We start from the raw sequence: 26,055 nt of genomic DNA, 5'->3' as shown, positions 1-26,055 counted from the left end.
TCATTTTTATAATTTGCAATAATTAAAACAAGATTATTGATTTAGACTTTTCCTTGTAGCTTAACATCAATATTTATGACAGATTACACTTAAATTATTATGTTCTTGATAATTTTCCTTACCAGCTATATTTAGGTGGCTACTTATCTGGTCTTATTGTTCACAGATAGGAACAAAAACACTAATAACAACTATAAGAAGGTGTTTATGATAAAAAGGCAAAAATGGGGTAGACCCCCCAAAATAGACTCGGACAAACGCACCCTGCGAGTTCGAGTTTCGTTTACAGCGGACGAATATCAGAAATTAAAGGCACGATGCCATGCATCCGGGGTAGCTAAAATTAGCGACCTCGTTCGTGCAATTGCACTCAACGAGAAAAAAATAGACTCGAAGCCAGCTATCCGTCATGTAGAATTGATCCATTGGTTAGCTCAGCTAAATAGGCTGGCGGCAGATATCAACGAATTCATTTTGGAGTGTAGACTCCATTTACATTCTGATGAAGTCAAAAATGATCACTCCAAAAATGTTTTGATCCTCCAGAAAATCCAATCCGTCTATAAATTACTGATAAATATTTCAGGCGTAGCACATGTGGAGGGCAAACATGATCGGTGAGGTTTTTGATCTGACGCCAGGTTTTTCTGGGAGACTAAATTATATATTCAGGAATTCTCCATTCAAAAATTCTAACAACAAAAAGAAAGACCATAAAAAACAGGCCCCAACACAGATAAATTATCTTGGCGGAAATGTATTCAGCTACCCAGAGTTGGCGCTCACTGAAAGCGGTAAAAATTATAATGTCAGTGGGCTGCTCACAGAACTAGAGCAGCAGGCGAATTTGTATTTGGGTTCTGGAGAAATGAAATGTGCGCATTATTCAATTTCGTTACCTGCTGGTGATAGCCTCAGCCCATATCACTGGTTCGTGTCAGCTCGAATTTTCATGGATCGGATGGGATATGGAAATGACACGAAATGGACCTCTGTAATACACAATGACGCTCATTGCCAACATATCCATATCGTTGCATGTCGCGTAAAACTAGATCGCACTCTAGTCAATACCTACAACGATTATGACCGTTGCATACAGGCGGTACGAGATATAGAAAAAATTCTTGGCCTCGTTAAACAAAAAAATCCTAATGAAAACTGGGGAATTGAATATTCTATCACAGACATGAAAACCGGCACTGGTAGAGGAACGTTGTCAGCCCAGCAAGATCCAAAAAATCTTATAAGATCTGTTTTAGATAGAGTGTTTGAATGTAGACCGAGAACCATCTCTGGACTCGTAAAAAAGTTGCGGGGCTATAATGTGATGGTTGCCGTGCGTAGAAAAAATGGTGTCCCAACAGGCATTATGTACAGTGTTGATGGACTGATATGGATTTCAGGAACGCATGTTAAACGCCGCCGTGCGGCCTGGGGCAGGCTACTAGAACAGGGTATTACATACTCACCAACTAGAGATGATAAAATTTTAGAGTTACGTACTCACAATTTAGAGGAACAAAAAATAATAACTGAACTTCAAAAATACAACAAAATTTCACCAGAGCCAAATTTACATTTAAAACAAATCAACCCTATAGCATCAGAGGTTAATTTAAATGAAAGAAAACATAACCAAAAATCACTAACATCTAAATGTGACACATATATAGAAAATTTCATAGCATTGGTTCGCTGTACTCAAAAGCAATATAAGAAAATTATAGGTAGGGTTAAGTCATACATATACAGGGATAAACGATTTAACGCTCATAACCTGCTACAACTTAATTTTTCATGTGAATGGAAAGAAAAACCTTCCGATTCAGTGATTGAGGAGTTCTTAGCCGCGATAACGGCTGCATTAAAACGCATATTCAAGAATGGTTTTGAGTCAGTTAATCACGGATTGGAACCAAACCTACCCGATGGGTACGTTATGGATACAGAGGCACAGGCACAGGCACCAAACATCGTTGTGATTACATCATCCAATCAGGAGGAGTTAGTCACGTCAATTCACAACGCTAACAAATGGATCGATGATTGGACTGGAAGAACCATCCCAAATGGCATTGAGTTATTAAAGATAAAATAATTAAAACAATAAATTATGAGGTTAGTAATATGGCAATAGCAAGATTGAATTCAAACTTAAAAACAATCACATTCAGTACAACAATCAGCATTCAAGAAAATTTAGAACTCAAGGACGGAACCATTAGGTCAATATATAAATCCAAACATGAGCACCTTGGCACTGTTGATATAGATTCTGATTACTCACTAATTTCAAGTCTAACACAAGATGAAGTGATAAAATTTACCGAATGGGCTAAACAGCAACAAAATGACGTTAAAAATTCCTATCTCGCGAATCATGCCAGAGGTTTTTGGGGTGGTTACCCCGTTATAAAAAGATCAGTTTCCGATGATGAAAAGTATCGCGATGAATTTGGATTTATTCAAAATAGACGTATAGGTGAGTTCATAGGCGTTATCGCTGATCCGATAAAAATAAACCACCTCCTCTCGACATCAGACAAGGGTAATTCATTAAATTTCCACCTTATACGTAAGGATGGGACACTGGTCGACATGCTAAGTCCGTTGTGTGATGAAATTATCAGATCTCACAAAAAAACAAAATTAAACATTGAGGAGGCTAAGAATATTTTCCAGGGATTGAAACCCATTACCTACCTGATAACTGAGGTTATTGGATTTAAACAATCCGACCTAGAAAAAAAACTACCTCCTGGTTACAGAGCAAAAACTGTATCATTGTTAAAAAATAAAACTAACGGTAAGTTTGGATAGTAAATACCGATAACAGGTCTGTCTAAAAACTAAAAAATGATGAACAACGGATTGTATGTACGCAGGCATATTAAAATAATAGTATTTTATTATACTGGCATCCTGCCGTTGACTAACGGCAATTTAAAAAATTCTACACTGTGGGCATAGCGTCAAAACTTGCCCACTATTCAGCTGACAGACGGCGATTGTTAGCTGCCCTCATTCATCAGAGGGACACTGATCGCGCCCCTCTGACAATACGCTCCATCAAGCTTGTGTCAGTTCATACCGACAGTTACGACCTCATGGGCCAAATGTTGCACCAGGTGTGGGTCATGACTTACCAGTATGTACAGATCTAGTTATCACTAGACACCGGCCTCAAACCGGTGTCTTGTTGTTTAGATTACTTTTGTGCGCCCTTCCTTTGGTATCAAGTTGAAGCCGTTTGCAACATCGGAAATAACCATAATAATTTAAAGTAATTCCTCATCACACCTTGCTAATTTGTTACTTGTCCAAAATTTGGCAATGAATTAATATGCATTTGGTTTTTAGTAAATTGATTGTTTTGTTAATTTATTTTTTGGCAATTTACAGCATGTATTCAAGGTATTGACTATGGAATTACAGACAAGGCTAGCTTTTATAGATACAAGTGCTTTTGAAAAGAAAAACTATCAATTTGGACAATATGCCCTTGGTCGTCTTCAAGAACTAATTGAGGATGAGAAAATTCACTTGCTCATTACTGATGTGACAAGGAAAGAGATCGACTCTCATCTTAAACGAAAATCTGAAGAAGCAGCTTCTATGATAAGTAAGATGCAAAGAGATGGGATGTTCCTAAGAAACACTCCCAACCTTGACTGTCATGGAATCTTTACCAAGGTTAAAGGCGAGGATATTTATACTGTTGTCAGTAAAAAATTTGATGATTTTGTCGAAAATGGCTACGTTGAAACAATAAATGTAAGCATTGTTAACCCTCAACTTGTATTTGATGCTTACTTCAACAACCACCCACCTTTTGGCAAAGAGTCAAAAAAACACGAGTTTCCTGATGCATTTGCGCTAGAGGCTATTAAACAGGTGAGCTTGGCTAGAGGGAATGCAGTCTATATCGTTAGTGACGACGGCGATATGAAATCCTTCTGTGAGAAAGAGGACAACTTCATTCATCTTGAAAAAGTAGATGACCTAATTGACTTAATTGTTCGAAGCGACAAAGCGTACAAAGAGCCAGCCGAATTTGCTGACGAAGTTTTCGAACAACTCCTAGAGCAAATCAAAGTGGATGCCCTGCAAGCTATAAAAGATGGCGAGTTCAACTATGAACATGCAGACCCTTTCGATGATATTATCAATTCTATAGAAATAAACTCACTGAATGTTGAAAAGAAAAGCTTGCAGAATGTCGGTGCCGAAGGTGCTGAATACGAAGTAGAGTTTGAGGTAGTTGTTACGGCAGAGTACCAATTTTCAGATTATGACCGTTCACCTTGGGATCCTGAAGACAAGCAATATGTATTCATCTTGAGTAATGAGTCAATCGTAAAACACAAAGAAACATATACTGCTCACCTAACACTTGCCTATCCAGATGGATTGAAAACCAACGCGCACATTGAAGAACTTTACTTCCAAGACACATGTTTTGAGCTGACCGATGGTGACTCAGAAGTCATTAGCTTCAAAGAACTAGATATTAATGGTGAATAACATGAAGTTGTATGTAATAGGTAATGGATTTGATGTTCATCATGGCCTTGACACTAGGTATACATCTTTTGGACTTTATCTCAAAAAAAACTACAGGGAAACTTATGAACTACTTCTCGACTATTACGGGTTTGCTGACTTAGACCCAGATTGTCCAACAATAATGTCAGACCCTTTATGGTCTGAATTTGAAACAAGTATGTCACTACTTGATAAAGATTCTGTTTTGGAAGCAAACACGGATGCAATGCCAAGCTATTCTTCAGATGACTTTAGAGACCGAGACAGATACACATTTTTAATTGAAATGGAGAGAATACTTGGCCTTCTAACCACTGAACTGTATAAAGCATTCGAAGAGTTCATTTTGGCAGTGCAGTTTCCTATGTTTGATCATGGCCGTTCAGTAAATATTGATAGGGACGCTGTTTACCTCACATTCAACTACACAGATACACTTTCTCAATACTATGCAGTCCCCGATGAGAACATATTATTTATTCACGGAAAAGCCAATACACATGCTGGTGAGTTAATTCTCGGTCATGGTGTTGCCCCTGAAAATTTCAAAGAAAAACCTGCTGAACCACCATCAGGATTGAGTGATGAAGACTTAGAGCGTTGGATGGATTATCAATCTGAACAATATGACTACTCATTCGAGCTTGGTAAAGATGCTATTAATCAGTATTTTTCAGCCACTTTCAAGGGCACAGATCAGGTCATAAAAAACAATGAAGCTTTCTTTGCAAAGCTCGGCAATATTGATGAAGTATATGTTCTCGGTCACTCATTAGCTGACGTAGATTTACCCTACTTCAAAAAGTTGGTTCAATCAGTCAGACCTGATGCTAAATGGGTTGTGACTTTTTATGACCCTGATGATGAGAAAAAACACGGTGACACTCTTAAAGAATTTGGAATAGCTAACGTTGTAGTTGTCAGAATGGAACAGATATAAGAAAAAAACCTGTAAAATTATTAACGATTGCGGTGAATTCCATCACCATACAGAGATCGTTGACATAAAGTCAGCCATATAACTAGAAATGGTTCTTATTTACTTACTTTTGTGATCCCAGTGCCTTTTCGTTAGTGTTGAAGGTGATGTAGATCACAGCCCTAACTGGATTTATTTGATACGCAGCAAGAATTAAACAACGAATAAAGGATTGTTAACATTGCTTGATATTGGTCAAATGCGTATTTCTTGAATGCCTGCAAAGCTAATCATCTAGGGACACAATGGATGGTTGATGCTATGTCGGCTCACAAACATGAATTTTTAATTTCCAGACGGGGCTTTTTGCTCGGCGCTAGCGCTTTAGCTGCTTCGTCAATTTTCACTCCCAATGCCATTACCATGGCGATGGCCAAGGCTGGCATGGTGTATCGACCCGGTGAGGGGGAATGGCTGCCGTCAACCTGTAATGGCTGCACCTCATTTTGTGCCAAGCAGGTTTATATGCTCGATGGCAGAGCACTGCATATCAGGGGCAACGAGCACTCCAAGGTGCATGGTAAATCCAGCTGCCCAAGACAATACCTCGCCCTGCAAGAACTCTATGATGCCGACAGGCTCAAGACTCCGCTACTACGTACTAACCCCCAGAAAGGTCGGGGCATAGACCCTGGCTTCAAGCCCATCTCTTGGCCAGAGGCGATCAACCTCATCGCTGACAAGTTGATGGAGTTAAGGGCCAATGATGAAACCCATCGCTATGTTGCATTGCGGGGCCGATACTCGGAATTGAGCGATGTCTTGATCAAGAACTTTACCGCAGTGCTGGGATCACCCAACGCGATCACCCATAGCTCCCTCTGCGCAGAAGCCGACAAGTTCTCCAGTTTCTTTACCGAAGGGGACTGGGGATATCGCCAATACGACATCCAAGACACCCGCTATATCCTTTCCTTCGGTGTCGATCCGCTCAGCGCCAATCGTCAGGTCTCCTACTACAGCTCCGCCTGGGGAGACATGCTGGATAAGGCTCAGGTTGCCATTGTAGACCCTCGCTATTCATCCTCTGCTGCCAAAGCGGATGAGTGGCTGCCCGTTATTCCAGGACAAGATGGCGCCCTTGCATTGGCACTGGCCCATGTGATCTTGACCGAAGGGCTCTGGCATAAACCATTCGTTGGTGACTTCACCGACCCTGAGCAGCGCTTTGTCACCGGGCAGCCAGTGAGCGCAGAGCTTTTCGCCGAGCGTCATACCCATGGTCTGGTGCAATGGTGGAATCTAGAACTGAAAGATCGGACACCCGAGTGGGCAGCCCCCATATGCGGTATCCCCGTTGAGAAGATTCGGCGGTTGGCGCACAAGCTTGGGGATGCGGCTCCCAGAGTCCAGATTTGGCGCTCCAGAGGCATCCAGATGCAACAACGCGGTGCTTACATTGGGCTTGCCTGCCACGCATTGAATGGCTTGCTCGGTGCCGTTGATAGCAAAGGTGGAGTCCTGCAATACAACAAGACCTTCCTGACTGATTTTGCGTCTGGCAAAGAGTATGCGGATGAGATCGCCAAGCATGGCCTCAAGAAGGAGAAGATCGACAGAGTGGGTCGCTTGGAATGGCCCGCATTGAAAAAAGGGGAGAGTGGTGCCGGTGTCATGACCAACGTGGTGGCAGACAGCATTCTGGAAGAAGACCCCTACCTTCCCAAGGTATTACTGGGCTATTTCAATAACTTTGCCTTCTCGGCCCCCGGTGCCGGTCGTTGGGAAAAGGCGCTGGCGAAAGTCCCCTTCGTGGCTCACGTTTCGACCCACGTCAGCGAATTCAGCTGGTTCTCCGACCTGCTGTTACCCGCTCCCCATTTCATGTTTGAACGATGGGGCATTCAGAGCACCTCGGGTAACCGCCACTCTCAGGTTTCAATCACAACACCGCTAGTTACTTCGCTCGGCAATGACATTGGGGATGAGACTGGCCTCCCTTGGCTGTTAGCAGAGGCTCTGGCCAAGCGTGGCTATGATGCCCCGCTGCGCTATTTCCAGGAGCAATTCAAAGACCCTGAAACCGGAAAGAGCCCCGCCAATCACGCAGAGCTGGGGTTGTTTGCCACCAAGTTGATGACGCAACCACTGTGGGATCCTGCGCAATATACCAATGGTGATCGCTTTGACGGCTGGGAGCACTTCAAGAAGATCGGAGTCTGGAACTCATCGCCATACTCTTTCGAATCTCGCTGGAGCAAGATGAAAACAGCAACTCACAAGTTCGAGTTCTACAGCGAAACCCTAAAAGTCGCACTGGAAACTCATGCCAGTAAGCATGGCAAGTCGGTCAATGAGGTGATGAATGCGTGTCACTACACCGCCGAAGGTGAACTTGCCTATGTTCCCCACTACGAGCCGCCATTCCGATTCGGCGATGTCGAGGCCTATCCCATGTTGTTTGTCGATCACAAGTCGCGCCTGAACCGGGAAGGCCGTTCGGCAAATACCACCTGGTATCAGCGCAACCGGGATTTGGATCCAGGGGAGAAGAAAAATAAAGACGTGGTGAAGATCAACCCGCTTGATGCCAAGTCATTGGGGTTGAGCGAGGGAGATCTCGTCAAACTCACCACCGTACAGGGCAGCATTACCTGTGAAGCGACATTGTTTGAGGGTGTCCGGCCAGGCACGGTTGCCAAGGCCTTTGGTCAAGGGCACTGGGCCTATGGACGAACTGCCGCATTGGAATTTGGCAAGCTGCCACGAGGTGGCAATAACAACGACATCCTACCGCCAGCTCACGAGCATTTGTCGGGGTCTGCTGCATATTACGGGGCGATTGGTGTCCGGGTTGAGAAGGTGTAGGTAAGGAGACAAGTCAATGCGTTATGGAATGGTAATTGACCAACAGAAATGTGTTGGTTGCAGTGGCTGTGTCTTCGCTTGCAAAGCGGAAAACAACACCACACCCGATATTAACTGGTGCGACAAGATCATCAAGTCCGAAGGGGTCTTCCCTGATGTGAGATTTGAGTACATCTCCACCATGTGCAACCACTGTGACAATGCGCCCTGTGTCAACGGCTGCCCTACCAAAGCCATGCATAAGGGCGAAGGGGGACTGACACTCCACGACCCCGACAAGTGTATTGGCTGCAAGGCCTGCATGGTGAATTGCCCATACGGTGTCATCAGCTTCAACTGGAATAAACCCCACGAAGAGTGGCAGCGGCTAGATGGGGTGTTGCCTGCTGGCACCTACACCCCCAAGACCATGCTGGAAGCATCTGGAGGTGAGGGATGTCCCAACAGTAACCCCGAGCGTGGCAACACCTATCCAGTATTGCGGCATCGTGGCAAGGTGGAGAAATGCACCTTCTGTGACCACCGTCTGAAAGTGGGGCTCAATCCTGCTTGTGTCGATGCCTGTCCGTCACATGCTCGGGTTGTGGGCGATTTGGATGACCCTAACAGTGAGGTATCTGTCCTGATCCGCCAATTTGATGGCAAACCGTTGAGAGCTGAATTAGGCACTCAGGCCAAGGTTTTCTATATCAGACAATACACACCAACCCGCCGGGTATAGGGAGGCGCTATGACTAATACATCCAGGATGACCCTGTTACTGGCGGTGGCTGGCTGTCTTTTCGGTGGTTTTTTCGCTATTGAAGAGTGGTTTTTCCACTCTTCATTCAAAACCAACGACAGCATGATCTGGACGCTGCCGCTGATCACCTACATTTTTCTGGCATTGATGAGCACGGGGGCATCCATCTTGCTCGCGTTGGCTGAGATATTGGATGATGACTGGCTGAAACAGAACAAGAGGCAGTTGCTGCTCACCGCCATAGCCCTGTTGCTGGGAGCGTTCACTGCACTGGCGACAGAGATGGGGTCACCCTTTAGCATCATCTGGTTGGTCTTGTCCCCGAACGTGATGTCCCCTATCTGGTGGATGGGAACACTCTATTCCATTGAGCTGGTGTTGTTACTGCTTAAGTTCTTGGCTGAATGGAAGGGAGTACACCTTGCGAAAGGCCGTATGTTGGCCTGGAGTACCTTGGTCATTGCCTGTCTGGCCTCGCTGACATTAGGGTCGGTGTTTGGCACTGTCGTGGCCAGAGCCGCATTTTCAGGGGCGCAGTCAGCGCTGTTTACCCTTGTCTGCGCCATGGTCAGTGGGGTCTCCATTATCGGCTTGCTGCAAGTAACCCGCGCATTCAATCCACGCTTATGGGGTATTTGGCGGCTTGCAGTGATAGCCCAGATTATCCTGCTCTCTGTACTCTGGGTTTACAGCATCAGAAACAGCGGTGTGGGAAACGGTATGTGGGTACAGGGCTGGCTGCCACTCGGTTTTGTCATCGCCTTGGCGCTGTCATTCATGAATGTGAAAGTGGCCATGCTGGTGACCTTGCTCTGGTCTTTCCTGGCTGAGGTTGCCTTTGTGACCAGCGGACAGTTGGTGTCTCTTGGGCCAAAATCGACCTGGTTTGGTGCTGTACAACACTATGTTCCTAACCTGGCCGAGATCGGTATTCTGATCTTGGGGATTTCAATGGCTGCGTTGTTGTTCCAGCTGATGGGGTTGTTCATCAACACACGCTCATCAATAGCCAAGTAATTTTCCCGTGTAAAAAAGGGCCTTCTGTTTCAGAAGGCCCTTTGTCATTTATGCAAACAGCAGTTGGGTCAGATAACCCATCATGACGGCCATCCCCAGTATTACGGTCAGGAACGCCACAATCATAGGTGTTCTGAACATCGACTTGAGCAGGATCACCTCGGTCAGGCTGGCCCCCGCACTACCGATAATCAGTGCCATCACCGCCCCCATGCCCATTCCTTTGCCCAGCAATACCGATGCCAGAGGGATAACGGCTTCTGCCCGGATATAGAGTGGAATACCCACAACTGCGCTGAATGGGATCGCCAGCGGGTTGTCTACCCCGGCGTGGGCCGCTATCCACTCGGCGGGGATGAAACCATAGATAAATGACCCTATCAGCACCCCCAGCAACAAGTAAGGCAGCACTTCTTTGAATTGTTGCCAGGCATCGATACGCGCTTTGGCGAAGGCCGTGGGAATGACTGGGGCCTGGGTCAGTGCCGCAGTGCCATCTGCGCAGCAAGAGACAGTTGGCGCGGCCTCATCGGGTTGCGCAGTACAGCAAGATGCCTGAGCTTTTAGCGGTTTGACGGACTTGATAGCATTGCTTGAGCAGCAGGCTGTTGCACTCACACTTGCAGGTTCTTGTGTAGTGGTGTCACAACCGGTGCCACAGCTGCTTTGCTTGGCCTCTTTGGGGTCAATGACATGACGCTCAAACCCCAGCATGTCCAGCAGCATACTCGCCAGTACAGAAACGCCTGCTGCAATCACGGCATACAGTACCGTCACTTTCCAGCCGAAAGTGGCCCACATCAAGCCGATGATGATCGGGTTGAGCAGCGGCGAGACAAACAGGAAGGTCAGGGTTGGCCCAAAACCGGCTTTGGCAGACAAGAGTCCGCGCAGCATAGGAATGGTTGAGCAACTGCAAAAAGGGGTCAATGCCCCCAGTACCGCAGAAATCAAATAGCCTCTGCCTTTTCGTGCCCCCAGCATGGCTTGAATCTTGGCGTCGGGTATCTTCTGGCGGATCAAGCTGACCCCGGCACTGATCACCAGGAACAGTACAGAGAGCTCAAAGGCCAGGAACAAAAACATCTGAGATGCATCTGTCAGCATGGTTAACCAATCATTCATCTTCATATCCTCTTTGATTTACTACATTTCCAGAATAATCGAACAATTGGGGTGGTCAAGATATTTCTGGTATTATCGAAATATGTTTCATCAAGGAGAGCGAGCTATGGAGTTGGAAGAGGTTGCCAAGGCATTGAAAGAGCTGGGTCATCCGACCCGTTTGTTCATTTTCAAGCATTTGGTCAAGGCGGGAGAACAGGGCCTGCCTGTCGGAGAGTTGCAAAAGCAGCTCGCCATTCCCGCATCGACCCTGAGCCACCACATTGCCGCACTGGTCTCGGTGGGTCTGGTCAAGCAGAACCGGGAGAGCCGTACTCTGCTGTGCGTCTCTCAATACGAAGTGCTGGAAGAGATCATCGCGTTTTTCCGTGAAGAGTGTTGTGTAAACAGCACCTGTACCTAAATAAATCAATGGCAAGGTCTGGGTGGGTTGATCATTTCAACTATTCTTGTATAGTTGTACTCATGAAATGAATGAAGAGGTTCAAATGAATAAAGATACTGCCACTAAAGTCTTCGAGTCTCTCGCATCCGGTATCCGCCTCGATGTATGGCGTCTGCTGGTCAAGGCAGGGCTGGAGGGTATGGTCGCTGGCCAGCTTGCCAGTGAACTGGATATCGCCCCGAACACTCTTTCATTCCATCTGAAAGCCATGCTGCATGCAGGCCTTGTCTCGGTGGAGCAAGAGGGCCGTTTCTTGCGTTACCGCGCCAATATTCCCCTGATGCTCGACTTGATCGGTTACCTCACCGAAGAGTGCTGCTATGGCAATCCAGAGCAGTGCTCGGATATGCGCAGCGCGGCCAATTGTACCCCTGAGGTGCTCCCCCCCGTTCATACCTGCACCAACAAGGAAAGTTGCTCATCATGAATATCTTGTTCCTATGCACAGGCAACTCTTGCCGTTCCATTCTGGCAGAGGCGACCTTTAACCACCTGGCTCCAACCGGTTGGCATGCCATGAGTGCCGGTAGTCAGCCAACCGGTGAGGTACATCCTCGTTCACTGGCGTTATTGACCCACGAAGGTATCGACATCAGCGGATTGCACAGCAAATCTTGGCATGAGCTGCCGGTGACGCCAGATGTTGTGATCAGTGTGTGTGGTAACGCGGCCAATGAAACCTGTCCTGTCTATTTGGGGCCTGTATTGCGAGCCCACTGGGGCGTAGATGATCCCGCTCATGTGACCGGCAGCGAGGAGCAGATAGCGCTCGCCTTTCACTGTGCATACTCGACGCTGAGAAAGCGTATCGAAGCCCTCTTGTCGCAGGATGTATCCCGTTTTTCCAATGATCGCGAGGGGCTGAAAGCAGCTCTGGATACGATTGCCACCGAGATTAAGTGAGGAAGAAATCATGAGACTGATACAGGTATTCGACCCTGCCCTGTGCTGCTCCAGCGGTGTATGTGGCGCAGATGTTGACCAAAATCTGGTGATCTTTGCTGGTGATGCCGAGTGGCTCAAGCAGCAGGGTGGCTCTTTATACCGATTCAACCTGGCACAACAGCCTCTGGTCTTCGCTGAAACCCCGGCAGTATCTTCCTTCTTGGAACTGACAGGGGAAGAAGGATTACCGGTGACGCTGGTTGATGGTCAGGTGGTACTCACTGGTCGTTATCCCAGCCGCGCTGAGCTGATCCGCTATGCAGGACTGGAGTTGCCGAAAGCACCAGAAAGCGATGGTGCCGACGTTGAACAGCCAGAAGCTGAGTCCAACAAAGCCGGGGCCATCAAAGGGATCGTCAAGAGTGGATGCTGCTCCGGTAGCAGTGGTTGCTGCTAAGCACCATCGTGTGGTTGGAAAGATCTCTGTTTGCTTTATGGCCTCGTTCTTCCTGATAGGAGTCTCTCATGTCCCCGTTTCTGAACTACTCGTTTCTCAATGATTCGCCCCCATTTCTCTTCTTCACCGGTAAAGGTGGGGTGGGTAAAACATCGCTGGCCTGTGCCAGTGCGGTTGCCTTGTGTGACAGTGGCAAACGGGTACTGCTGGTCAGCACGGATCCGGCTTCAAACGTAGGCCAAGTGTTCGACACCCAGATAGGGAACCAGATCACCAGGATCCCGCAAGTCGATGGGTTATCAGCACTGGAGATTGACCCGCAAGCCGCCGCGCAAGCCTATCGCGAACGTATCGTTGGCCCAGTGCGCGGCAAGCTGCCCGAAAGCGTGGTACGCAGTATTGAAGAACAGCTCTCCGGTGCCTGCACCACAGAGATCGCCGCCTTTGACGAGTTCACTGCGCTCTTGACCGACAGCAGCCTGGTGGGGGAATACGACCACATCGTGTTCGATACGGCACCGACCGGTCACACCATCCGTCTGTTGCAATTGCCGGGGGCATGGAGCGAGTTTCTGGAGCAGGGCAAAGGCGATGCTTCCTGTCTGGGGCCATTGGCTGGACTGGAAAAGCAGCGCAGCCAATATGCTGAGGCCGTTGCAGCACTCTCTGATGCCGGGAAAACACGGCTGATCCTGGTCGCCCGCGCGCAAGCCTCGACCCTGCGGGAAGTGGCACGTACCCATGACGAACTGGCGACCATCGGTCTTGCCAATCAGCAACTGGTTATCAATGGCATCTTCCCGCAAAGCGAGCTGGTTGATGATCCCTTGGCAACAGCCGTATGGCAACGTGAGCAGCAGGCTATGGCTGATATGCCAGCGCTGCTGGCAAGTTTGCCACAAGACAGAGTGCCGCTGTTAGCGACCAATCTGGTGGGCGTGGACAGCCTGCGCCAGTTACTGGGTGCAGCATCGGTCACTGGGACTTATGAGGTTGAGAGCGCAACCACTGAACCACACCCCGGATTGAAGCAACTGGTCGATGAGCTGGCCAGCGATGGCCACGGGCTCATCATGCTGATGGGCAAGGGCGGTGTGGGTAAAACTACCCTGGCTGCGGCAGTGGCGGTGGAGCTTGCTAGTCGAGGCCTGCCGGTTCACCTGACCACCTCAGATCCCGCCGCCCATTTGGGGGAGACACTGGCAGGGGCACTGCCCAGCCTGGAGGTCAGCCGTATCGATCCCCACGCCGAGACCGAGCGTTACCGTGCTCAGGTGCTGGCTACCAAGGGGGCGAGTCTGGATGCCCAGGGTCGCGCACTGCTGGAAGAAGATTTGCGTTCCCCCTGCACCGAAGAGATTGCCGTGTTTCAGGCCTTCTCGCGGATCATTCGCGAGGCTGGCAAGCGCTTCGTGGTGATGGATACGGCGCCCACTGGCCATACCCTCTTGCTGCTTGATGCGACTGGTGCCTATCACAGAGAGATCGCCCGTCAGATGGGTGGCAAAGGGCTGCACTTCACCACCCCCATGATGCAGCTGCAAGACCCGAAACAGACCAAGGTGATGATCGTCACCCTGCCCGAGCCCACCCCGGTACAGGAGGCGGCCAACTTGCAAGCTGACCTGCGCCGCGCCGGTATCGAGCCATGGGCCTGGGTAGTCAATCACATGTTGGCCCCGGCCAGTGTCACCTCGCCACTGCTGGCCCAGCGAGCGTATCGCCAGCAGCCCCATATCGAAGCGGTCAAGCAGGAGCATGCCAAGCGTTATGCCGTGGTGCCCTTGCAAGCTGTCGAGCCGGTGGGCGTGAAAGCGCTGCAAGATTTATGTCACCCCATCTACAAGGAGATGTGAGATGCAACGTCCGTTCAATGTGCTCTTCCTTTGCACCGGCAATTCGGCCCGCAGCATCATGGCGGAGGCGCTACTCAACCGGCTCGGTCAGGGCAACTTCAAGGCGTTTAGTGCTGGCGTCTCCCCGAAAGGGGAGATACACCCACTGACCCTTGAATTGCTGGCGCAACACAATCTGGACACCAGCACCCTGCGCAGTAAAGGCTGGGAAGAATTTGCCCACCCAGATGCCCCCAAGATGGATTTTATCCTGACGGTATGTGACCAGGCGGCAGGCGAGCAGTGCCCGGCATGGCCGGGGCAGCCCATCACCGGCCATTGGGGCTTTAGTGACCCGGCTGCCGTGACAGAGAGTGATGCGGCGCAATGGGCGGCGTTCAACAAGGCTTATCACGAAATCGGCAACCGGCTGCGGATCTTTCTGAGCCTGCCACTGAACAAACTGGATCGCATCTCGCTGCAACAAGCGATGCGTACCATCAACCTATCTTCACCCACCTAACGTTCTCAATGAGACATGGAGTCGCTGTTTATCATGCACCCGTTTGACATCCTGAACCTGGATAATGGCGCCCGCCTTATCTTCACCCCCTGCCCTGGCACCAAGGAGGCTTCCTTGCAAGCCTCCCTCAAGACCCTGCAAGCCGCAGGGGCAGATGCGGTGGTCACCATGATGCCCGATGCCGAGCTTAGCGAATTCAAGGCCGATAGCTTGCCCGCAGAGTGCGCCGCGTTGGGGCTGGCCTGGTTCCAGCTGCCGGTAGAGGACGATTGTGCCCCCGAAGCGCCCTTTGCCGCTGCCTTTGCCAACCACAAGGCAGATCTGCTGGCGCGTCTGGCGGCGGGTCAGACCCTGGCCATTCATTGCCGTGGCGGCTCGGGTCGTACCGGGCTGATGGCGGCCATCTTGCTGCTGGAGGCGGGCTACGCCCCCACACAGGTCAAGTCGCTTGTGCAAGGGCTGCGCCCTAAGGCGCTGACCCTGGCGCCCCACGTTCACTACCTCAATACCCACTACTCATTCGCCGGTTAAGGAAAACAGCATGACTATCAAAGTTGGTATCAACGGTTTTGGCCGCATGGGCCGTCTCTCATTTCGCGCCGCCTTCGACTGGGCGGATGTGGAGTTTGTGCGCATCAATGACCCGGCTGGCGATGCCGCCTCTCTGGCACACCTCATCACCTTCGATTCAGTCCATGGCCGCTGGCATCATGAAGCCAGCAGCGATGGGGACGAGATGGTGATCGGTAACCATCGCATCCTCTGCACTCGCAACAAAGAGATCGGTCAGACTGACTGGTCTGATTGTGATGTGGTGATCGAGGCTTCCGGCAAGATGAAAACCAAGGCCCTGCTCAATGCTTATCTAGCGCAAGGGGTGAAGCGTGTTGTGGTGACAGCTCCGGTCAAGGAAGAAGGTGTCCTGAACGTCGTCATGGGAGTCAACCACCACCTCTACGACAAGGCGCAGCATCCCATAGTGACGGCTGCCTCCTGTACCACCAACTGCCTGGCGCCAGTGGTGAAGGTGATCCATGAGCAGCTCGGCATCAAGCACGGCTCCATGACCACCATTCATGACATCACCAACACCCAGACCATTCTGGATGCCCCCCATGCTGACCTGCGCCGTGCCCGCGCCTGCGGCCTGAGCCTGATCCCCACCACCACGGGTTCTGCCACCGCCATCACCCATATCTTCCCCGAGCTCAAGGGCAAGCTGAACGGTCATGCGGTGCGGGTGCCGCTCGCCAACGCCTCCCTCACCGACTGCGTGTTCGAGGTGAACCGCCCTACTACCGAAGCCGAAGTCAATGACTTGCTCAAGGCTGCCGCTATGAGTGAGCTCAAGGGGATCATGGGCTATGAAGAGCGCCCCTTGGTGTCGGTGGATTACAAGACGGATCCGCGCTCCTGCACCATAGATGCACTCTCCACCATGGTGGTCAACGACACCCAGGTGAAGATTTACGCTTGGTATGACAACGAGTGGGGCTATGCCAACCGCACCGCCGAGCTGATGCGCATGGTCGGTCAAATGGACAAGGCGCAAGGATAACCCCGCCATGGAACTGACCCGACTCTCCCCCGAGATCCGCCAGTATCTGCTGGTGACCGGCAACTACTGGGCCTTCACCCTGACCGATGGCGCTCTGCGCATGTTGGTGGTGCTCTACTTCCATGGGCTCGGTTACAGCCCGCTGGCCATCGCCTCCCTGTTTCTCTTTTACGAGATCTTCGGGGTGGTGACCAATCTGGTGGGGGGCTGGCTCGGGGCTCGCCTTGGGCTCAACCGCACCATGAACATAGGGCTGGCCCTCCAGGTGCTGGCACTGGGCATGTTGCTGGTGCCACCGCTCTGGCTGACGGTGCCCTGGGTGATGGGGGCGCAGGCGCTTTCGGGGATAGCCAAAGACCTCAACAAGATGAGCGCCAAAAGCTCCATCAAGTTGCTGGTGCCGGGGGAGGCCCAGGGTCAGCTCTACAAGTGGGTGGCACTCCTCACCGGCTCGAAGAATGCCCTGAAAGGGATGGGCTTTTTCCTCGGTGGCGCCCTGTTGACCCTGCTCGGGTTTCAGGGGGCCGTGCTGGTTATGGCCCTGGCGTTGGCGCTGGTGTGGTGCGTCAGCATGCTGACCCTGAAACGGGATCTCGGCAAAGCCAAGAACAAGCCCAAGTTCAGCGAAATCTTCTCCAAGAGCCGCGCCATCAATTACCTGTCGGCGGCCCGTCTGTTCCTGTTTGGTGCCCGTGATGTCTGGTTTGTGGTGGCGTTGCCTGTCTACCTCGCCTCCAGCTTTGGCTGGGATCACTGGTATGTGGGGGGATTCCTGGCGCTCTGGATCATTGCTTATGGCGTGGTTCAGACCCAGGCGCCCCGCTTTACCGGCAAGCGAGAGGGACGTGTACCCGATGGCAAGGCTGCGATGCGTTGGGCGCTAGTGTTGGCACTGACCCCGGCCCTGATTGCCCTGGCGCTCCACTATGAGGTGCATCCGGCCATCAGCCTGGTGGGCGGCTTGATGGTGTTTGGCGCTCTGTTTGCCATCAACTCCTCCCTGCACAGCTACCTCATCGTCAGCTATGCCGGTGCAGATGGGGTATCGCTCGATGTGGGCTTCTACTACATGGCCAATGCCCTGGGGCGCCTGCTAGGCACCCTGCTCTCCGGGCTGGTGTTCCAGCTCTATGGTCTCGAGGCCTGCCTCTGGATCTCCACCCTCTTTATCCTGCTGGCGGCGTTTATCTCCATTGGTTTGCCACGCCATCAGCCTTCCACTTCATCCAACCCTCATGGAGTCTCGTGATGAGTACAACAGCCTGCTGCGATCTGCCCGTCAGCAAAAAAATGAGTTTTCTCGACCGCAATCTCACCCTCTGGATCTTCGTCGCCATGGCCATCGGGGTGGGAATTGGTTACCTGTTCCCCCAGGTGGCTCAGTGGAACGAGGCGGTGTCGGTCGGCACCACCAATATCCCGCTGGCCATAGGCCTCATCCTGATGATGTATCCGCCGCTCGCCAAGGTGAACTACGGCACCATGGGCGCCATGACACGCGACCGTCAGGCGATTACCCTCTCATTGGTAATGAACTGGTTGGTTGGCCCCACCCTGATGTTCGTCATCGCCCTGACATTCTTGCATGATTACCCCGACTACATGGTTGGTCTTATCTTGATTGGCCTGGCTCGTTGTATCGCCATGGTGTTGGTGTGGAACGATCTCGGTGGTGGCAACAAGGAATACGGCGCAGGCCTGGTGGCGCTCAACAGCGGTTTCCAGATCCTCACCTACAGCTTTATGGCCTGGCTGTTCATTACAGTGCTGCCCCCGCTGTTTGGTTTGCAGGGTTTCGCGGTGGATATCACCATGCTGGATATCGCAGAAAGCGTACTGATCTATCTTGGCATTCCCTTCCTGGCAGGTTTTCTGAGCCGTCATTACCTGGTCAAGGCCAAGGGGGAGAAGTGGTACACCGAGCGCTTCATCCCGGCCATTTCCCCCATTACCTTGATCGCCTTGCTGGCCACTATCGTGCTGATGTTCAGCCTCAAGGGCGAGATGATCGTTGAGCTGCCGATGGATGTACTGCGGGTTGCTGTGCCTCTGGTGGTATATTTCGTGCTGATGTTCTTCACCAGCTTCCTGGTGGGCAAGAAGCTGGGTATTCCCTATGACAAGAACGCCTCCATCGCCTTTACTGCGACCGGCAACAACTTCGAGCTGGCCATCGCGGTCTCCATCGCGGTATTCGGCCTGAACTCGGATCAGGCCTTCGCCGGTGTGATAGGCCCGCTGGTTGAAGTGCCCGTGCTGATCGCCCTGGTCAACGTGGCCCTGCGCATGAAGCGCAACTATGGCAAAGCGGAGGCGCAAGCATGAGTGACCCCAAGATCACCATTTACCACAACCCGGCCTGTGGCACCTCTCGCAATACGCTGGCACTTATCCGCAACTCAGGGGTTGAGCCGACCGTCATCCACTATCTGGAGACGCCGCCGAGCCGCGAGATCCTGGTCGCGCTTATTGCCGCCATGGGGATATCGGTGCGCGACCTGTTGCGCAAAAACGTGCCGCCTTTTGAGGCGCTTGGACTGGCCGAGGAGAGATTCAGCGACGACCAGCTGATCGATGCCATGCTGGCTCATCCCATCCTGATCAACCGTCCCATCGTGGTGACCCCGCTTGGCACCAAGCTGTGCCGTCCGTCAGAGGCGGTGTTGGATATCCTGCCGAGCCCTCAGCAAGGGGCCTTTACCAAGGAGGATGGGGAGCAGGTGGTGGATGCCCAAGGAAAACGCATCAAGTGACCCAGCCAACCGGTGCGCCGCCTTGCCTGATGACGGCATGGCAACAGCATGAACATGAGATCTATGGGTGGCTACTCAAGCAATCTGGCAGCCCGATGGATGCAGATGATCTGCTACAAGAGACCTTCTTGCGAGCAATCCGCCAGCAGGGCAAGTTCTGCGCCATCGAGAATGCCAGGGCTTGGCTGTTTGAAGTCGCCAGACATCTGGTGATTGATAGAAGCCGGCGACAACGCCCGATGTTTCAACTACATGACGAGCTGGCAATGCAGCAGAGTGAGCTTGATGCGGTCGATTCATTGGCTGGCTGCTTGCCTAGAGTGCTGGAGAGGCTGGCCCAGGCTGACCGGGATATTCTCAAGCGCTGCGATTTGGAAGGCGTGAAGCAGGCGGATTATACCGCCCAATACGGTCTGACCCTCACCGCCACCAAGTCGCGTTTATTGCGAGCCAGGCAACGCTTGCGTCAGCAGCTCTCTCTGGACTGTCAGGTCAGGCTGGATGAGACGGGTCGGGTGTGTTGCTTCACTCCGGCTGCGAAGTAAGCCATGACCCATGTTCAGTAAAAAGGCCAAGGTTTTCACCTTGGCCTTTTCTTTATTTGTTCTTGGCTTCGGACAGGTACTCATCCAAGGTTTCTTGGTTGGCTGCTTTAATGGTCATGCCATTGGGGCCTGCCCCGATATTGCTGAACTGTTTTGCCGGTTCGCCATGTTGCTTGAACTCTTCCAGCTCTGGCGAGCCTTCTTTAAAGACCCATAGCCGCCCATCTTCCACTTCGGTGACAAAACCGGGCAGGTTGAATTCGCTCGCAAAGGCGGCGGTGCTAAGCAGACTAAAGCCCAGCAGGGCGGCGGAAGCGACGATTTTTTTCATGTTCATCTATCCATGTTGATTGATTAATTCTTATTAATCATCGCTGGGAAGTATGACGAGAATATGACAATACCTGAGTCAGGTTGACGTGGTTCAGAAAATTGAAGTGCATCCTTTTCGCTGCTTGCGCGTCTTCCTCGTGACGTGCTGCGCTCGTCTGATGAGGATATGAAGATCGCTGTTCGATATGAGGGCTGGGCAACCACGCCTTGAGGTTCGTGAGTCAATAATCAGGATCGTATGATGAGTTCTTTCGACATCCAGAAAGCCAAAGATGATGCAGTCGAGTGGGCATTAACCCACGGTGTAGCCTTTAAAGAGTCGCTGTATTCTGCTGTGCATACCCCATTTACCCTGGCGCCGACACCGATCAGCCAACGGGACTACCAGCATTTGAAAAGTGCGGCACAGACCTTAAGCAAACTGATTTATGCCGTCTCAGAGGATCATGGCTTTTTACATGATGCCATTCATCCCATTACGGCGGGCGATCCCTTCTTTTCAGCCCTGCTCAGCATGCACCAACAGATACACTCATCAGCCACCAAGCCACCCCGGCTGCCATTACTCATCATGCGCAGCGACTTTATGGACGACCAGCGCGATGGCCACAAGCTGATCGAGTTCAATGGTATCGCCGCAGGTATGGGGCCATTTGGTCAGCGGATACATGAACTGCACCGCTATCTGCAACGGCAATGGCCTGCTGCGTACATGCAAGAGCCGCATCAGGCAATGGGTGAACTTGTCAGTAATCATGCCATTGAAGGATTGTCAGCAGGCATTGCCGAGGCCACCTTCAAGATCAAGCGTGAGTTTGGCGACCCCGGCCCGGCAAGGTTTCTGATGATTGTGCAGGAACATGAAAACAATGTGTTTGATCAACACCTGCTTGAGCTGGCACTCCAGCGCAAAGGGATTGAGACGCAGCGCAGAACCTTTCGTGAACTTCATAATCAACTGAGCACGGGCGCTAACAACAGACTGCTCCTCGATGGTGTCGGCTCCCTCGATACCGTCTACCTGCGGGCCGGATACCAATATTCAGATTATGAGGCGACAGACCTCAAAGAGCAGAGATGTTGCCAGGCGCTGATGGCGACCCGTGTGGTGATTGAGCGACATAGAGTCGCCGTCAATGCCACGGTCGCCCAGCAATTGGCGACCAGCAAGCGAGTACAAATGCTGCTGTCACGTTTGGGAGAAGAGGGATTCGCTGCATTTGGCTTGACCCCGCAAGAGGCTGACACGGTAAGAGGCGTGTTGGGTGAAATGCATCCTGTGACCCCTGATAGCCTCCACTTTGTAAAAGCTGCGCCCTCCAATAGTTGGGTACTTAAAAACCAAGGAGAAGGAGGTGGGCATTGTCTGTTTGGGGCAGACATCCTGGCAAAATTAGAAACACTGGAGCCCCGGCAATATCAGGCTTGGTCACTAATGGGCCGATTACATCCCGTTCCCAGACCGATGTCAGCCTGGATAGTACGCAAAGGAGAGCTGCATCGGGTGACGGACTTGATCAGTGAACTAGGCATGTTCACCGTTCAGATAGATGGCAATCCTGGTTGCGCCGAGCAGAGCTTTGCTGGATACCTGATCCGTAGCAAATCAGCCGGATCGACAGAAGGGGGCGTTCATAGCGGGCAAGGCGTCCTTGATTCATTGGTATTCAGTGATTGATGAAGGGGCTGGGGGCGAACCATGAGATCGCGGCGTTAGCAAAAAACAAAAGATATGAGCATCTTTTGCGGACATGCCACGTCTTCTGGATAACACCGATGTTGATGGAGTCATTATGTTTCAGATTTTCACCGACCTAGCCAGCTGGCTGGTCTACGAGCAATTGGGCCTGAGCCCGCAAACCAAGCTGGGGGATGCGCTGCATTTCTTCGTGGAGGATGTGAGCAAGATCTTTGCCCTGCTGCTGGTCATGATTTACATCGTGGCCATGTTGCGGGCCTCCCTGAATGTTGAACGGGTGAGGGACTATTTGGCGGGCAAGCACAGAGGGTTGGGCTATCTTCTTGGCTCCGGCTTTGGTGCCATTACTCCCTTCTGCTCCTGTTCGAGTATCCCTGTGTTCCTCGGCTTCACCTCAGCCGGTATCCCGCTAGGGATTACCATGGCCTTTCTCATCACCTCACCGCTCATCAACGAAGTGGCCGTCTTGTTGCTGGTCAGTCTGCTGGGCTGGAAGTTCACCCTGATTTACGTGGTAGTTGGCATGGCGGTTGGCATGCTGGGTGGGGCGTTTTTGGACAAGATAAAGGCCGAGCGTTGGCTGGCTGATTTTGCCGCTGAGGCCCTCAAGCAGGGGCAGCATCAGCAAGGTGATATCGTCCAGCAGCATACCGATGCCCCGAGCCTCTCGCTGGCCAAGCGTCATGCCTTTGCTAAAGATGAAACCCTCACCATCTTCAAACGGGTATGGATCTGGGTCATTGTCGGTGTGGGGCTTGGTGCCGCGCTTCATGGCTTTGTGCCTGATGGCTGGATTGCCTCACATCTTGGAGCAGGCCAATGGTGGTCAGTGCCTGTGGCGGTTCTCATCGGCATTCCCCTCTACTCCAACGCCACCGCAGTGATCCCGGTGATGGAGAGCTTGATTGTCAATGGGCTGCCGATTGGGACGACACTGGCATTTTGTATGAGCACAGTAGCGGCCAGTTTTCCTGAATTTATTCTGCTCAAACAAGTGATGAAGTGGCAGTTACTGGGCACCTTGCTGCTGGTGCTACTGGTTTCCTTCACGTTGGTTGGGTGGGTGTTTAACTTCGTATCGCCGTTAATTTCTTGATGAGGAATATGAGATGAAAAATGTAAAAGTGCTCGGCATCGGCTGCGCCAACTGCAAGAACACTGTTCAACTTATCCAGCAGGTGGTGGATGAGCTTGGTGTGTCAATTCAGCTTGAGAAGGTGGAGTCATTGCCCGAGATAATGAAGTACAAGGTGATGTCTACGCCAGCAGTCGTCATCGATGACAAGGTAGTACATGCCGGTGGGATACCTGCCAGAGAGGCGGTGCAAAGCTGGTTCTGATACACGCAGGGGCAGGTTATCCCGCCCCTGCTACTAAATTACCTCAGCAACAGCAGAGAGGCTTTGGTCGTTTTCAGTATCCCCGCTGTCGTGCTTCCCACAATGAACTGCCTGATCCGTGAGTGACCGTAAGCCCCCATCACTATAAGGTTGCAACCCACCTCTACCGCATGCTGGCAAACCACTGGCACCACATCCCCTTGCAGCAGTATTGCTTCAACCCTGATACCAGCTCAAGACCTATTTGGCTTGTGCATGCGGGCGTTTGGGCTCGTCACTTGCTGACCATCACCCAGTCACATTCCAGCCCCTTGAGTTTCGGGCGGCATAGTGCATGAAAGCCCAACAGTACCACCACAATGGAATTCTTATGGGTGTGCATGGCGTTTTCGATAATTATCGTTCTGTCAGGTATAACTAAGGAAGGTGCGAATAAGTCATATGGCACGAGAGCATTTACTGGTAACCCATTGATATTAAATGACTAAAATTTTCATTTTTTGTTCTTGGGATACTTGTTCGCACTTTCCCTAGAGAAGCCGGGCGATTCATGCTGCATGAACCGAATCTCTATCTGAGCAGGCCAAAAATAGGGTATGTCCTGATCCAGTCATCCAGCTTTCCCCAAGCGCTCTTCAATAGGTTTATTACTAATTTGTAATTTTTGTGACAGCTTCATGTAATGACTCAGAGTTTATAGTTAGTCACGTAACTTGAGTCATAATTAAATGAGGTGGTTTATGAATATTAAAATTGGTGCATTAATGGCATGTACGCTGGTCGTCGGAAGCTTCTCCGCTTTTGCTCAGGCTCCGGTGCCTTATAACGTTCGTGCTGGGCACAACATTATATATATGGATTGGAGTGCCAACGCACTTAGTACCGACACTGTAAGTGTATCTACCCTGGATGACACTAAACTGGGTACTGTAATGGCTACTCCTGGGAAGACAAAGCAACTGCAACTCCCCATGGGCAAAAGTATCAACACAGTCAAAGTCAGCTACAACGGTGATGTCCATGTGATTGCACTTCAGCATGGAATGGGTAGTGGGCGAAACAGATAAAGCAAATAAAATCATGCGCTTAACGTAAGTTTGGCGCATTTCTTTCTACGCATTGAGAAAAATGACAGTATTGTAATTGTACATTGATTTCTATAATGAGCATCATCACACATCACAGCTGTGATGAAATGGAGGCGCTTATGAATGATGTTCATAGTAAAAATGGATTTAATCCTTCTATCTCAAGAAGAAAGTTTGTTCAAGGGATTGCTGCTGGCGGAGTTGTGGCATCGATTCCTATGTCAATTAACGCTAAAGAAGAACTGCCGCAAAAGGTTTACAGCTCAGTTTTAAGTGGAACAGTAATCGATCTGGTAGTTGAAGAAGTTGTTGTCAACTTTACTGGAAGTACAAGAATTGCCACGGTTGTCAATCGCTCCATACCTGCACCGACATTACGCTTAAAGGAAGGCGATGAGGTTACTCTTCGTGTTACCAATAAGCTCAGTGAGCCTACCTCTATTCATTGGCATGGTATAATACTCCCATTTGAAATGGATGGCGTACCTGGTATTAGTTTCAATGGTATTAAACCAGGAGAGACATTCACATATAAATTCACGTTGGAACAGTCCGGTACATATTGGTATCACTCTCACTCTGGTTCTCAAGAACAGACGGGAATGTATGGCGCTTTAATTATAGAGCCAAAAGAAGGCGAGATTATATCAGCCGATAGAGATTATGTTGTTCTCTTGTCAGACTGGACAGATGAGCACCCGATGCGAATTTTATCAAAATTGAAATCGCAAAGTGATTACTATAATTTTAATCAGCCTACAGCTATCGACTTCATTAACGATGTCAGCAACAGTGGATTAAAAGTTGCCTTCACCAAACGCCAGATGTGGAATGAAATGAGAATGAATTCTACAGATTTGGCTGACTTATCCTCCGCAACTTTAACCTATCTAATGAATGGGACAACCCCTAATGGAAATTGGACTGGTGTCTTTAATAAAGGTGAGAAAATCAGACTTAGATTTATAAATGGTGCTGGAGGGTCTTTTTACGATGTCAGAATTCCAGGCATAAAAATGACGGTTGTACAAACCGATGGTGTTGATATTGAACCTATAGACGTAGATGAGTTTCGTTTCGGCCCTGGTGAAACTTACGATGTCATTGTTCAACCCATCGATAACGCCCATACGATTTTCGCACAGTCGATGGATCGTACTGGTTTTGCCCGAGGTACGTTGTCGACGGCGATTGGCCTTTCAGCTCCGATTCCTACTGTAGACAAACCTGAGCCTCTTTCAATGGAAGATATGATGGGCTCCATGGACGGAATGGATCACGGCTCCATGGCAGGTATGGATCATGGCTCAATGCCTGGTATGGCATCAGGTGCAATGCCAGCGATGGATCATAGCTCTATGGCAGGTATGGATCA

28 protein-coding genes are annotated in these 26,055 nt (G+C 50.5%); 25 read left to right on the top strand and 3 right to left on the bottom strand.

The annotated features are described in order from the left end of the window. Positions 1-207 precede the first annotated feature (207 nt). From BGO64_RS20860 to BGO64_RS07645, 8 genes are all read left to right on the top strand, one after another. Positions 208-621: a plasmid mobilization protein gene (locus tag BGO64_RS20860; protein ID WP_370736472.1), complete on the top strand. Its 414-nt coding sequence runs from the start codon at positions 208-210 to the stop codon at positions 619-621. Then, complete coding sequence (locus BGO64_RS07675) at positions 611-2,101, top strand: relaxase/mobilization nuclease domain-containing protein (protein ID WP_161772508.1); 1,491 nt, start codon at positions 611-613, stop codon at positions 2,099-2,101. Before BGO64_RS20860 ends, BGO64_RS07675 begins: the two co-directional genes overlap by 11 nt. 29 nt (positions 2,102-2,130) lie before the next feature. Then, the gene (locus BGO64_RS07670; protein ID WP_005303813.1) at positions 2,131-2,823 is read left to right on the top strand and encodes a hypothetical protein; all 693 of its coding nucleotides are present in this window, start codon (positions 2,131-2,133) and stop codon (positions 2,821-2,823) included. A 603-nt stretch (positions 2,824-3,426) separates the two neighbouring features. Further along, entirely contained in the window at positions 3,427-4,527 is a 1,101-nt protein-coding gene (locus BGO64_RS07665; RefSeq protein ID WP_005303816.1) for a PIN domain-containing protein, read from the top strand. Between the two features lies 1 nt (position 4,528). Beyond that, the gene (locus BGO64_RS07660) at positions 4,529-5,488 is read left to right on the top strand and encodes a bacteriophage abortive infection AbiH family protein (RefSeq protein ID WP_005303817.1); all 960 of its coding nucleotides are present in this window, start codon (positions 4,529-4,531) and stop codon (positions 5,486-5,488) included. A 288-nt stretch (positions 5,489-5,776) separates the two neighbouring features. Then, on the top strand, positions 5,777-8,335 hold the full coding sequence (locus BGO64_RS07655; RefSeq protein ID WP_050438159.1) for a molybdopterin-dependent oxidoreductase: 2,559 nt from the start codon (positions 5,777-5,779) through the stop codon (positions 8,333-8,335). 16 nt (positions 8,336-8,351) lie between these two features. Continuing rightward, positions 8,352-9,056 (top strand): 4Fe-4S dicluster domain-containing protein, encoded by a 705-nt coding sequence (locus BGO64_RS07650; protein ID WP_005303823.1) that lies wholly within the window; start codon positions 8,352-8,354, stop codon positions 9,054-9,056. Between the two features lie 9 nt (positions 9,057-9,065). Beyond that, positions 9,066-10,094, top strand: a complete 1,029-nt coding sequence (locus BGO64_RS07645; RefSeq protein WP_005303825.1) for a polysulfide reductase NrfD — start codon at positions 9,066-9,068, stop codon at positions 10,092-10,094. A gap of 48 nt (positions 10,095-10,142) precedes the next feature. Here BGO64_RS07645 and BGO64_RS07640 read toward each other — a convergent pair whose 3' ends face one another. Then, complete coding sequence (locus BGO64_RS07640; RefSeq protein ID WP_005303827.1) at positions 10,143-11,219, bottom strand: permease; 1,077 nt, start codon at positions 11,217-11,219, stop codon at positions 10,143-10,145. Positions 11,220-11,325: 106 nt separating this feature from the next. Here BGO64_RS07640 and BGO64_RS07635 point away from each other — a divergent pair, with 106 nt between their 5' ends. The 12 genes from BGO64_RS07635 (at position 11,326) to BGO64_RS07580 (ending at position 20,220) form a co-directional block, all read left to right on the top strand. Beyond that, positions 11,326-11,622 (top strand): ArsR/SmtB family transcription factor, encoded by a 297-nt coding sequence (locus BGO64_RS07635; protein ID WP_005303829.1) that lies wholly within the window; start codon positions 11,326-11,328, stop codon positions 11,620-11,622. 85 nt (positions 11,623-11,707) lie between these two features. Next, a complete protein-coding gene (locus BGO64_RS07630; RefSeq protein WP_005303831.1) occupies positions 11,708-12,091 on the top strand; it encodes an ArsR/SmtB family transcription factor in 384 nt (127 codons plus the stop codon). After that, complete coding sequence (locus BGO64_RS07625) at positions 12,088-12,567, top strand: arsenate reductase ArsC (protein ID WP_005303833.1); 480 nt, start codon at positions 12,088-12,090, stop codon at positions 12,565-12,567. Before BGO64_RS07630 ends, BGO64_RS07625 begins: the two co-directional genes overlap by 4 nt. A gap of 10 nt (positions 12,568-12,577) precedes the next feature. Continuing rightward, entirely contained in the window at positions 12,578-13,006 is a 429-nt protein-coding gene (arsD, locus tag BGO64_RS07620; protein ID WP_005303835.1) for an arsenite efflux transporter metallochaperone ArsD, read from the top strand. 68 nt (positions 13,007-13,074) lie between these two features. Next, entirely contained in the window at positions 13,075-14,862 is a 1,788-nt protein-coding gene (gene arsA, locus BGO64_RS07615) for an arsenical pump-driving ATPase (protein ID WP_005303837.1), read from the top strand. Between the two features lies 1 nt (position 14,863). After that, complete coding sequence (locus BGO64_RS07610; RefSeq protein ID WP_043163174.1) at positions 14,864-15,364, top strand: arsenate reductase ArsC; 501 nt, start codon at positions 14,864-14,866, stop codon at positions 15,362-15,364. 33 nt (positions 15,365-15,397) lie between these two features. Then, positions 15,398-15,895, top strand: coding sequence for a phosphatase domain-containing protein (locus tag BGO64_RS07605; RefSeq protein WP_224480018.1), 498 nt, complete (start codon positions 15,398-15,400; stop codon positions 15,893-15,895). Between the two features lie 10 nt (positions 15,896-15,905). Continuing rightward, positions 15,906-16,922: an ArsJ-associated glyceraldehyde-3-phosphate dehydrogenase gene (locus BGO64_RS07600; protein ID WP_005303842.1), complete on the top strand. Its 1,017-nt coding sequence runs from the start codon at positions 15,906-15,908 to the stop codon at positions 16,920-16,922. Between the two features lie 7 nt (positions 16,923-16,929). Next, positions 16,930-18,171 carry an organoarsenical effux MFS transporter ArsJ gene (arsJ, locus tag BGO64_RS07595; RefSeq protein WP_005303844.1) on the top strand — a complete coding sequence of 414 codons (1,242 nt, stop codon included), beginning with the start codon at positions 16,930-16,932 and terminating at the stop codon, positions 18,169-18,171. Then, positions 18,171-19,247, top strand: a complete 1,077-nt coding sequence (gene arsB / locus BGO64_RS07590) for an ACR3 family arsenite efflux transporter (RefSeq protein WP_005303846.1) — start codon at positions 18,171-18,173, stop codon at positions 19,245-19,247. Before arsJ ends, arsB begins: the two co-directional genes overlap by 1 nt. Then, positions 19,244-19,675 carry a glutaredoxin-dependent arsenate reductase gene (gene arsC, locus BGO64_RS07585; RefSeq protein WP_043163175.1) on the top strand — a complete coding sequence of 144 codons (432 nt, stop codon included), beginning with the start codon at positions 19,244-19,246 and terminating at the stop codon, positions 19,673-19,675. Before arsB ends, arsC begins: the two co-directional genes overlap by 4 nt. Beyond that, positions 19,672-20,220: a sigma-70 family RNA polymerase sigma factor gene (locus BGO64_RS07580; RefSeq protein WP_224480017.1), complete on the top strand. Its 549-nt coding sequence runs from the start codon at positions 19,672-19,674 to the stop codon at positions 20,218-20,220. Before arsC ends, BGO64_RS07580 begins: the two co-directional genes overlap by 4 nt. Positions 20,221-20,272: 52 nt before the next feature. Here the strand turns inward: BGO64_RS07580 and BGO64_RS07575 are convergent, their stop codons facing one another. Continuing rightward, positions 20,273-20,551 (bottom strand): hypothetical protein, encoded by a 279-nt coding sequence (locus tag BGO64_RS07575; protein ID WP_005303852.1) that lies wholly within the window; start codon positions 20,549-20,551, stop codon positions 20,273-20,275. A 243-nt stretch (positions 20,552-20,794) separates the two neighbouring features. Here BGO64_RS07575 and BGO64_RS07570 point away from each other — a divergent pair, with 243 nt between their 5' ends. The 3 genes from BGO64_RS07570 to BGO64_RS07560 all read left to right on the top strand — a co-directional run bounded on the left by BGO64_RS07570 (position 20,795) and on the right by BGO64_RS07560 (position 23,592). Further along, complete coding sequence (locus BGO64_RS07570; RefSeq protein WP_005303854.1) at positions 20,795-22,231, top strand: glutathione synthase; 1,437 nt, start codon at positions 20,795-20,797, stop codon at positions 22,229-22,231. A 115-nt stretch (positions 22,232-22,346) separates the two neighbouring features. Next, positions 22,347-23,348, top strand: a complete 1,002-nt coding sequence (locus BGO64_RS07565) for a permease (RefSeq protein WP_005303856.1) — start codon at positions 22,347-22,349, stop codon at positions 23,346-23,348. Between the two features lie 13 nt (positions 23,349-23,361). Continuing rightward, positions 23,362-23,592: a thioredoxin family protein gene (locus tag BGO64_RS07560; RefSeq protein ID WP_005303858.1), complete on the top strand. Its 231-nt coding sequence runs from the start codon at positions 23,362-23,364 to the stop codon at positions 23,590-23,592. 38 nt (positions 23,593-23,630) lie between these two features. On the opposite strand, the gene BGO64_RS07555 is transcribed toward BGO64_RS07560, so the two are convergent. Next, positions 23,631-23,777, bottom strand: coding sequence for a universal stress protein (locus BGO64_RS07555; RefSeq protein WP_231504395.1), 147 nt, complete (start codon positions 23,775-23,777; stop codon positions 23,631-23,633). 555 nt (positions 23,778-24,332) lie between these two features. On the opposite strand from BGO64_RS07555, the gene BGO64_RS07550 reads away from it, so the two are divergent. Together BGO64_RS07550 and BGO64_RS07545 are read left to right on the top strand one after the other, a co-directional pair. Next, positions 24,333-24,659 (top strand): hypothetical protein, encoded by a 327-nt coding sequence (locus tag BGO64_RS07550; RefSeq protein WP_017778717.1) that lies wholly within the window; start codon positions 24,333-24,335, stop codon positions 24,657-24,659. A 95-nt stretch (positions 24,660-24,754) separates the two neighbouring features. Next, the coding region (locus BGO64_RS07545; RefSeq protein ID WP_502686714.1) for a copper resistance system multicopper oxidase at positions 24,755-26,055 on the top strand (1,301 nt) is incomplete at its 3' end.

The organism is Aeromonas sp. 62-46, assembly GCF_001898585.1.
Lineage (GTDB): Bacteria > Pseudomonadota > Gammaproteobacteria > Enterobacterales > Aeromonadaceae > Aeromonas > Aeromonas caviae.
Note: the sequence above shows the minus strand (reverse complement) of the source record. Positions and strands in the feature narration are given on the sequence as shown.

What these genes read in the sequence shown, in the direction of transcription:
- BGO64_RS20860 (WP_370736472.1), top strand. Translation starts at nt 208, where the DNA reads ATGATAAAAAGGCAAAAATGGGGTAGACCCCCCAAAATAGACTCGGAC.
- BGO64_RS07675 (WP_161772508.1), top strand. Translation starts at nt 611, where the DNA reads ATGATCGGTGAGGTTTTTGATCTGACGCCAGGTTTTTCTGGGAGACTA.
- BGO64_RS07670 (WP_005303813.1), top strand. Translation starts at nt 2,131, where the DNA reads ATGGCAATAGCAAGATTGAATTCAAACTTAAAAACAATCACATTCAGT.
- BGO64_RS07665 (WP_005303816.1), top strand. Translation starts at nt 3,427, where the DNA reads ATGGAATTACAGACAAGGCTAGCTTTTATAGATACAAGTGCTTTTGAA.
- BGO64_RS07660 (WP_005303817.1), top strand. Translation starts at nt 4,529, where the DNA reads ATGAAGTTGTATGTAATAGGTAATGGATTTGATGTTCATCATGGCCTT.
- BGO64_RS07655 (WP_050438159.1), top strand. Translation starts at nt 5,777, where the DNA reads ATGGTTGATGCTATGTCGGCTCACAAACATGAATTTTTAATTTCCAGA.
- BGO64_RS07650 (WP_005303823.1), top strand. Translation starts at nt 8,352, where the DNA reads ATGCGTTATGGAATGGTAATTGACCAACAGAAATGTGTTGGTTGCAGT.
- BGO64_RS07645 (WP_005303825.1), top strand. Translation starts at nt 9,066, where the DNA reads ATGACTAATACATCCAGGATGACCCTGTTACTGGCGGTGGCTGGCTGT.
- BGO64_RS07640 (WP_005303827.1), bottom strand. Translation starts at nt 11,219, where the DNA reads ATGAATGATTGGTTAACCATGCTGACAGATGCATCTCAGATGTTTTTG.
- BGO64_RS07635 (WP_005303829.1), top strand. Translation starts at nt 11,326, where the DNA reads ATGGAGTTGGAAGAGGTTGCCAAGGCATTGAAAGAGCTGGGTCATCCG.
- BGO64_RS07630 (WP_005303831.1), top strand. Translation starts at nt 11,708, where the DNA reads ATGAATAAAGATACTGCCACTAAAGTCTTCGAGTCTCTCGCATCCGGT.
- BGO64_RS07625 (WP_005303833.1), top strand. Translation starts at nt 12,088, where the DNA reads ATGAATATCTTGTTCCTATGCACAGGCAACTCTTGCCGTTCCATTCTG.
- arsD (WP_005303835.1), top strand. Translation starts at nt 12,578, where the DNA reads ATGAGACTGATACAGGTATTCGACCCTGCCCTGTGCTGCTCCAGCGGT.
- arsA (WP_005303837.1), top strand. Translation starts at nt 13,075, where the DNA reads ATGTCCCCGTTTCTGAACTACTCGTTTCTCAATGATTCGCCCCCATTT.
- BGO64_RS07610 (WP_043163174.1), top strand. Translation starts at nt 14,864, where the DNA reads ATGCAACGTCCGTTCAATGTGCTCTTCCTTTGCACCGGCAATTCGGCC.
- BGO64_RS07605 (WP_224480018.1), top strand. Translation starts at nt 15,398, where the DNA reads ATGCACCCGTTTGACATCCTGAACCTGGATAATGGCGCCCGCCTTATC.
- BGO64_RS07600 (WP_005303842.1), top strand. Translation starts at nt 15,906, where the DNA reads ATGACTATCAAAGTTGGTATCAACGGTTTTGGCCGCATGGGCCGTCTC.
- arsJ (WP_005303844.1), top strand. Translation starts at nt 16,930, where the DNA reads ATGGAACTGACCCGACTCTCCCCCGAGATCCGCCAGTATCTGCTGGTG.
- arsB (WP_005303846.1), top strand. Translation starts at nt 18,171, where the DNA reads ATGAGTACAACAGCCTGCTGCGATCTGCCCGTCAGCAAAAAAATGAGT.
- arsC (WP_043163175.1), top strand. Translation starts at nt 19,244, where the DNA reads ATGAGTGACCCCAAGATCACCATTTACCACAACCCGGCCTGTGGCACC.
- BGO64_RS07575 (WP_005303852.1), bottom strand. Translation starts at nt 20,551, where the DNA reads ATGAAAAAAATCGTCGCTTCCGCCGCCCTGCTGGGCTTTAGTCTGCTT.
- BGO64_RS07570 (WP_005303854.1), top strand. Translation starts at nt 20,795, where the DNA reads ATGAGTTCTTTCGACATCCAGAAAGCCAAAGATGATGCAGTCGAGTGG.
- BGO64_RS07565 (WP_005303856.1), top strand. Translation starts at nt 22,347, where the DNA reads ATGTTTCAGATTTTCACCGACCTAGCCAGCTGGCTGGTCTACGAGCAA.
- BGO64_RS07560 (WP_005303858.1), top strand. Translation starts at nt 23,362, where the DNA reads ATGAAAAATGTAAAAGTGCTCGGCATCGGCTGCGCCAACTGCAAGAAC.
- BGO64_RS07550 (WP_017778717.1), top strand. Translation starts at nt 24,333, where the DNA reads ATGAATATTAAAATTGGTGCATTAATGGCATGTACGCTGGTCGTCGGA.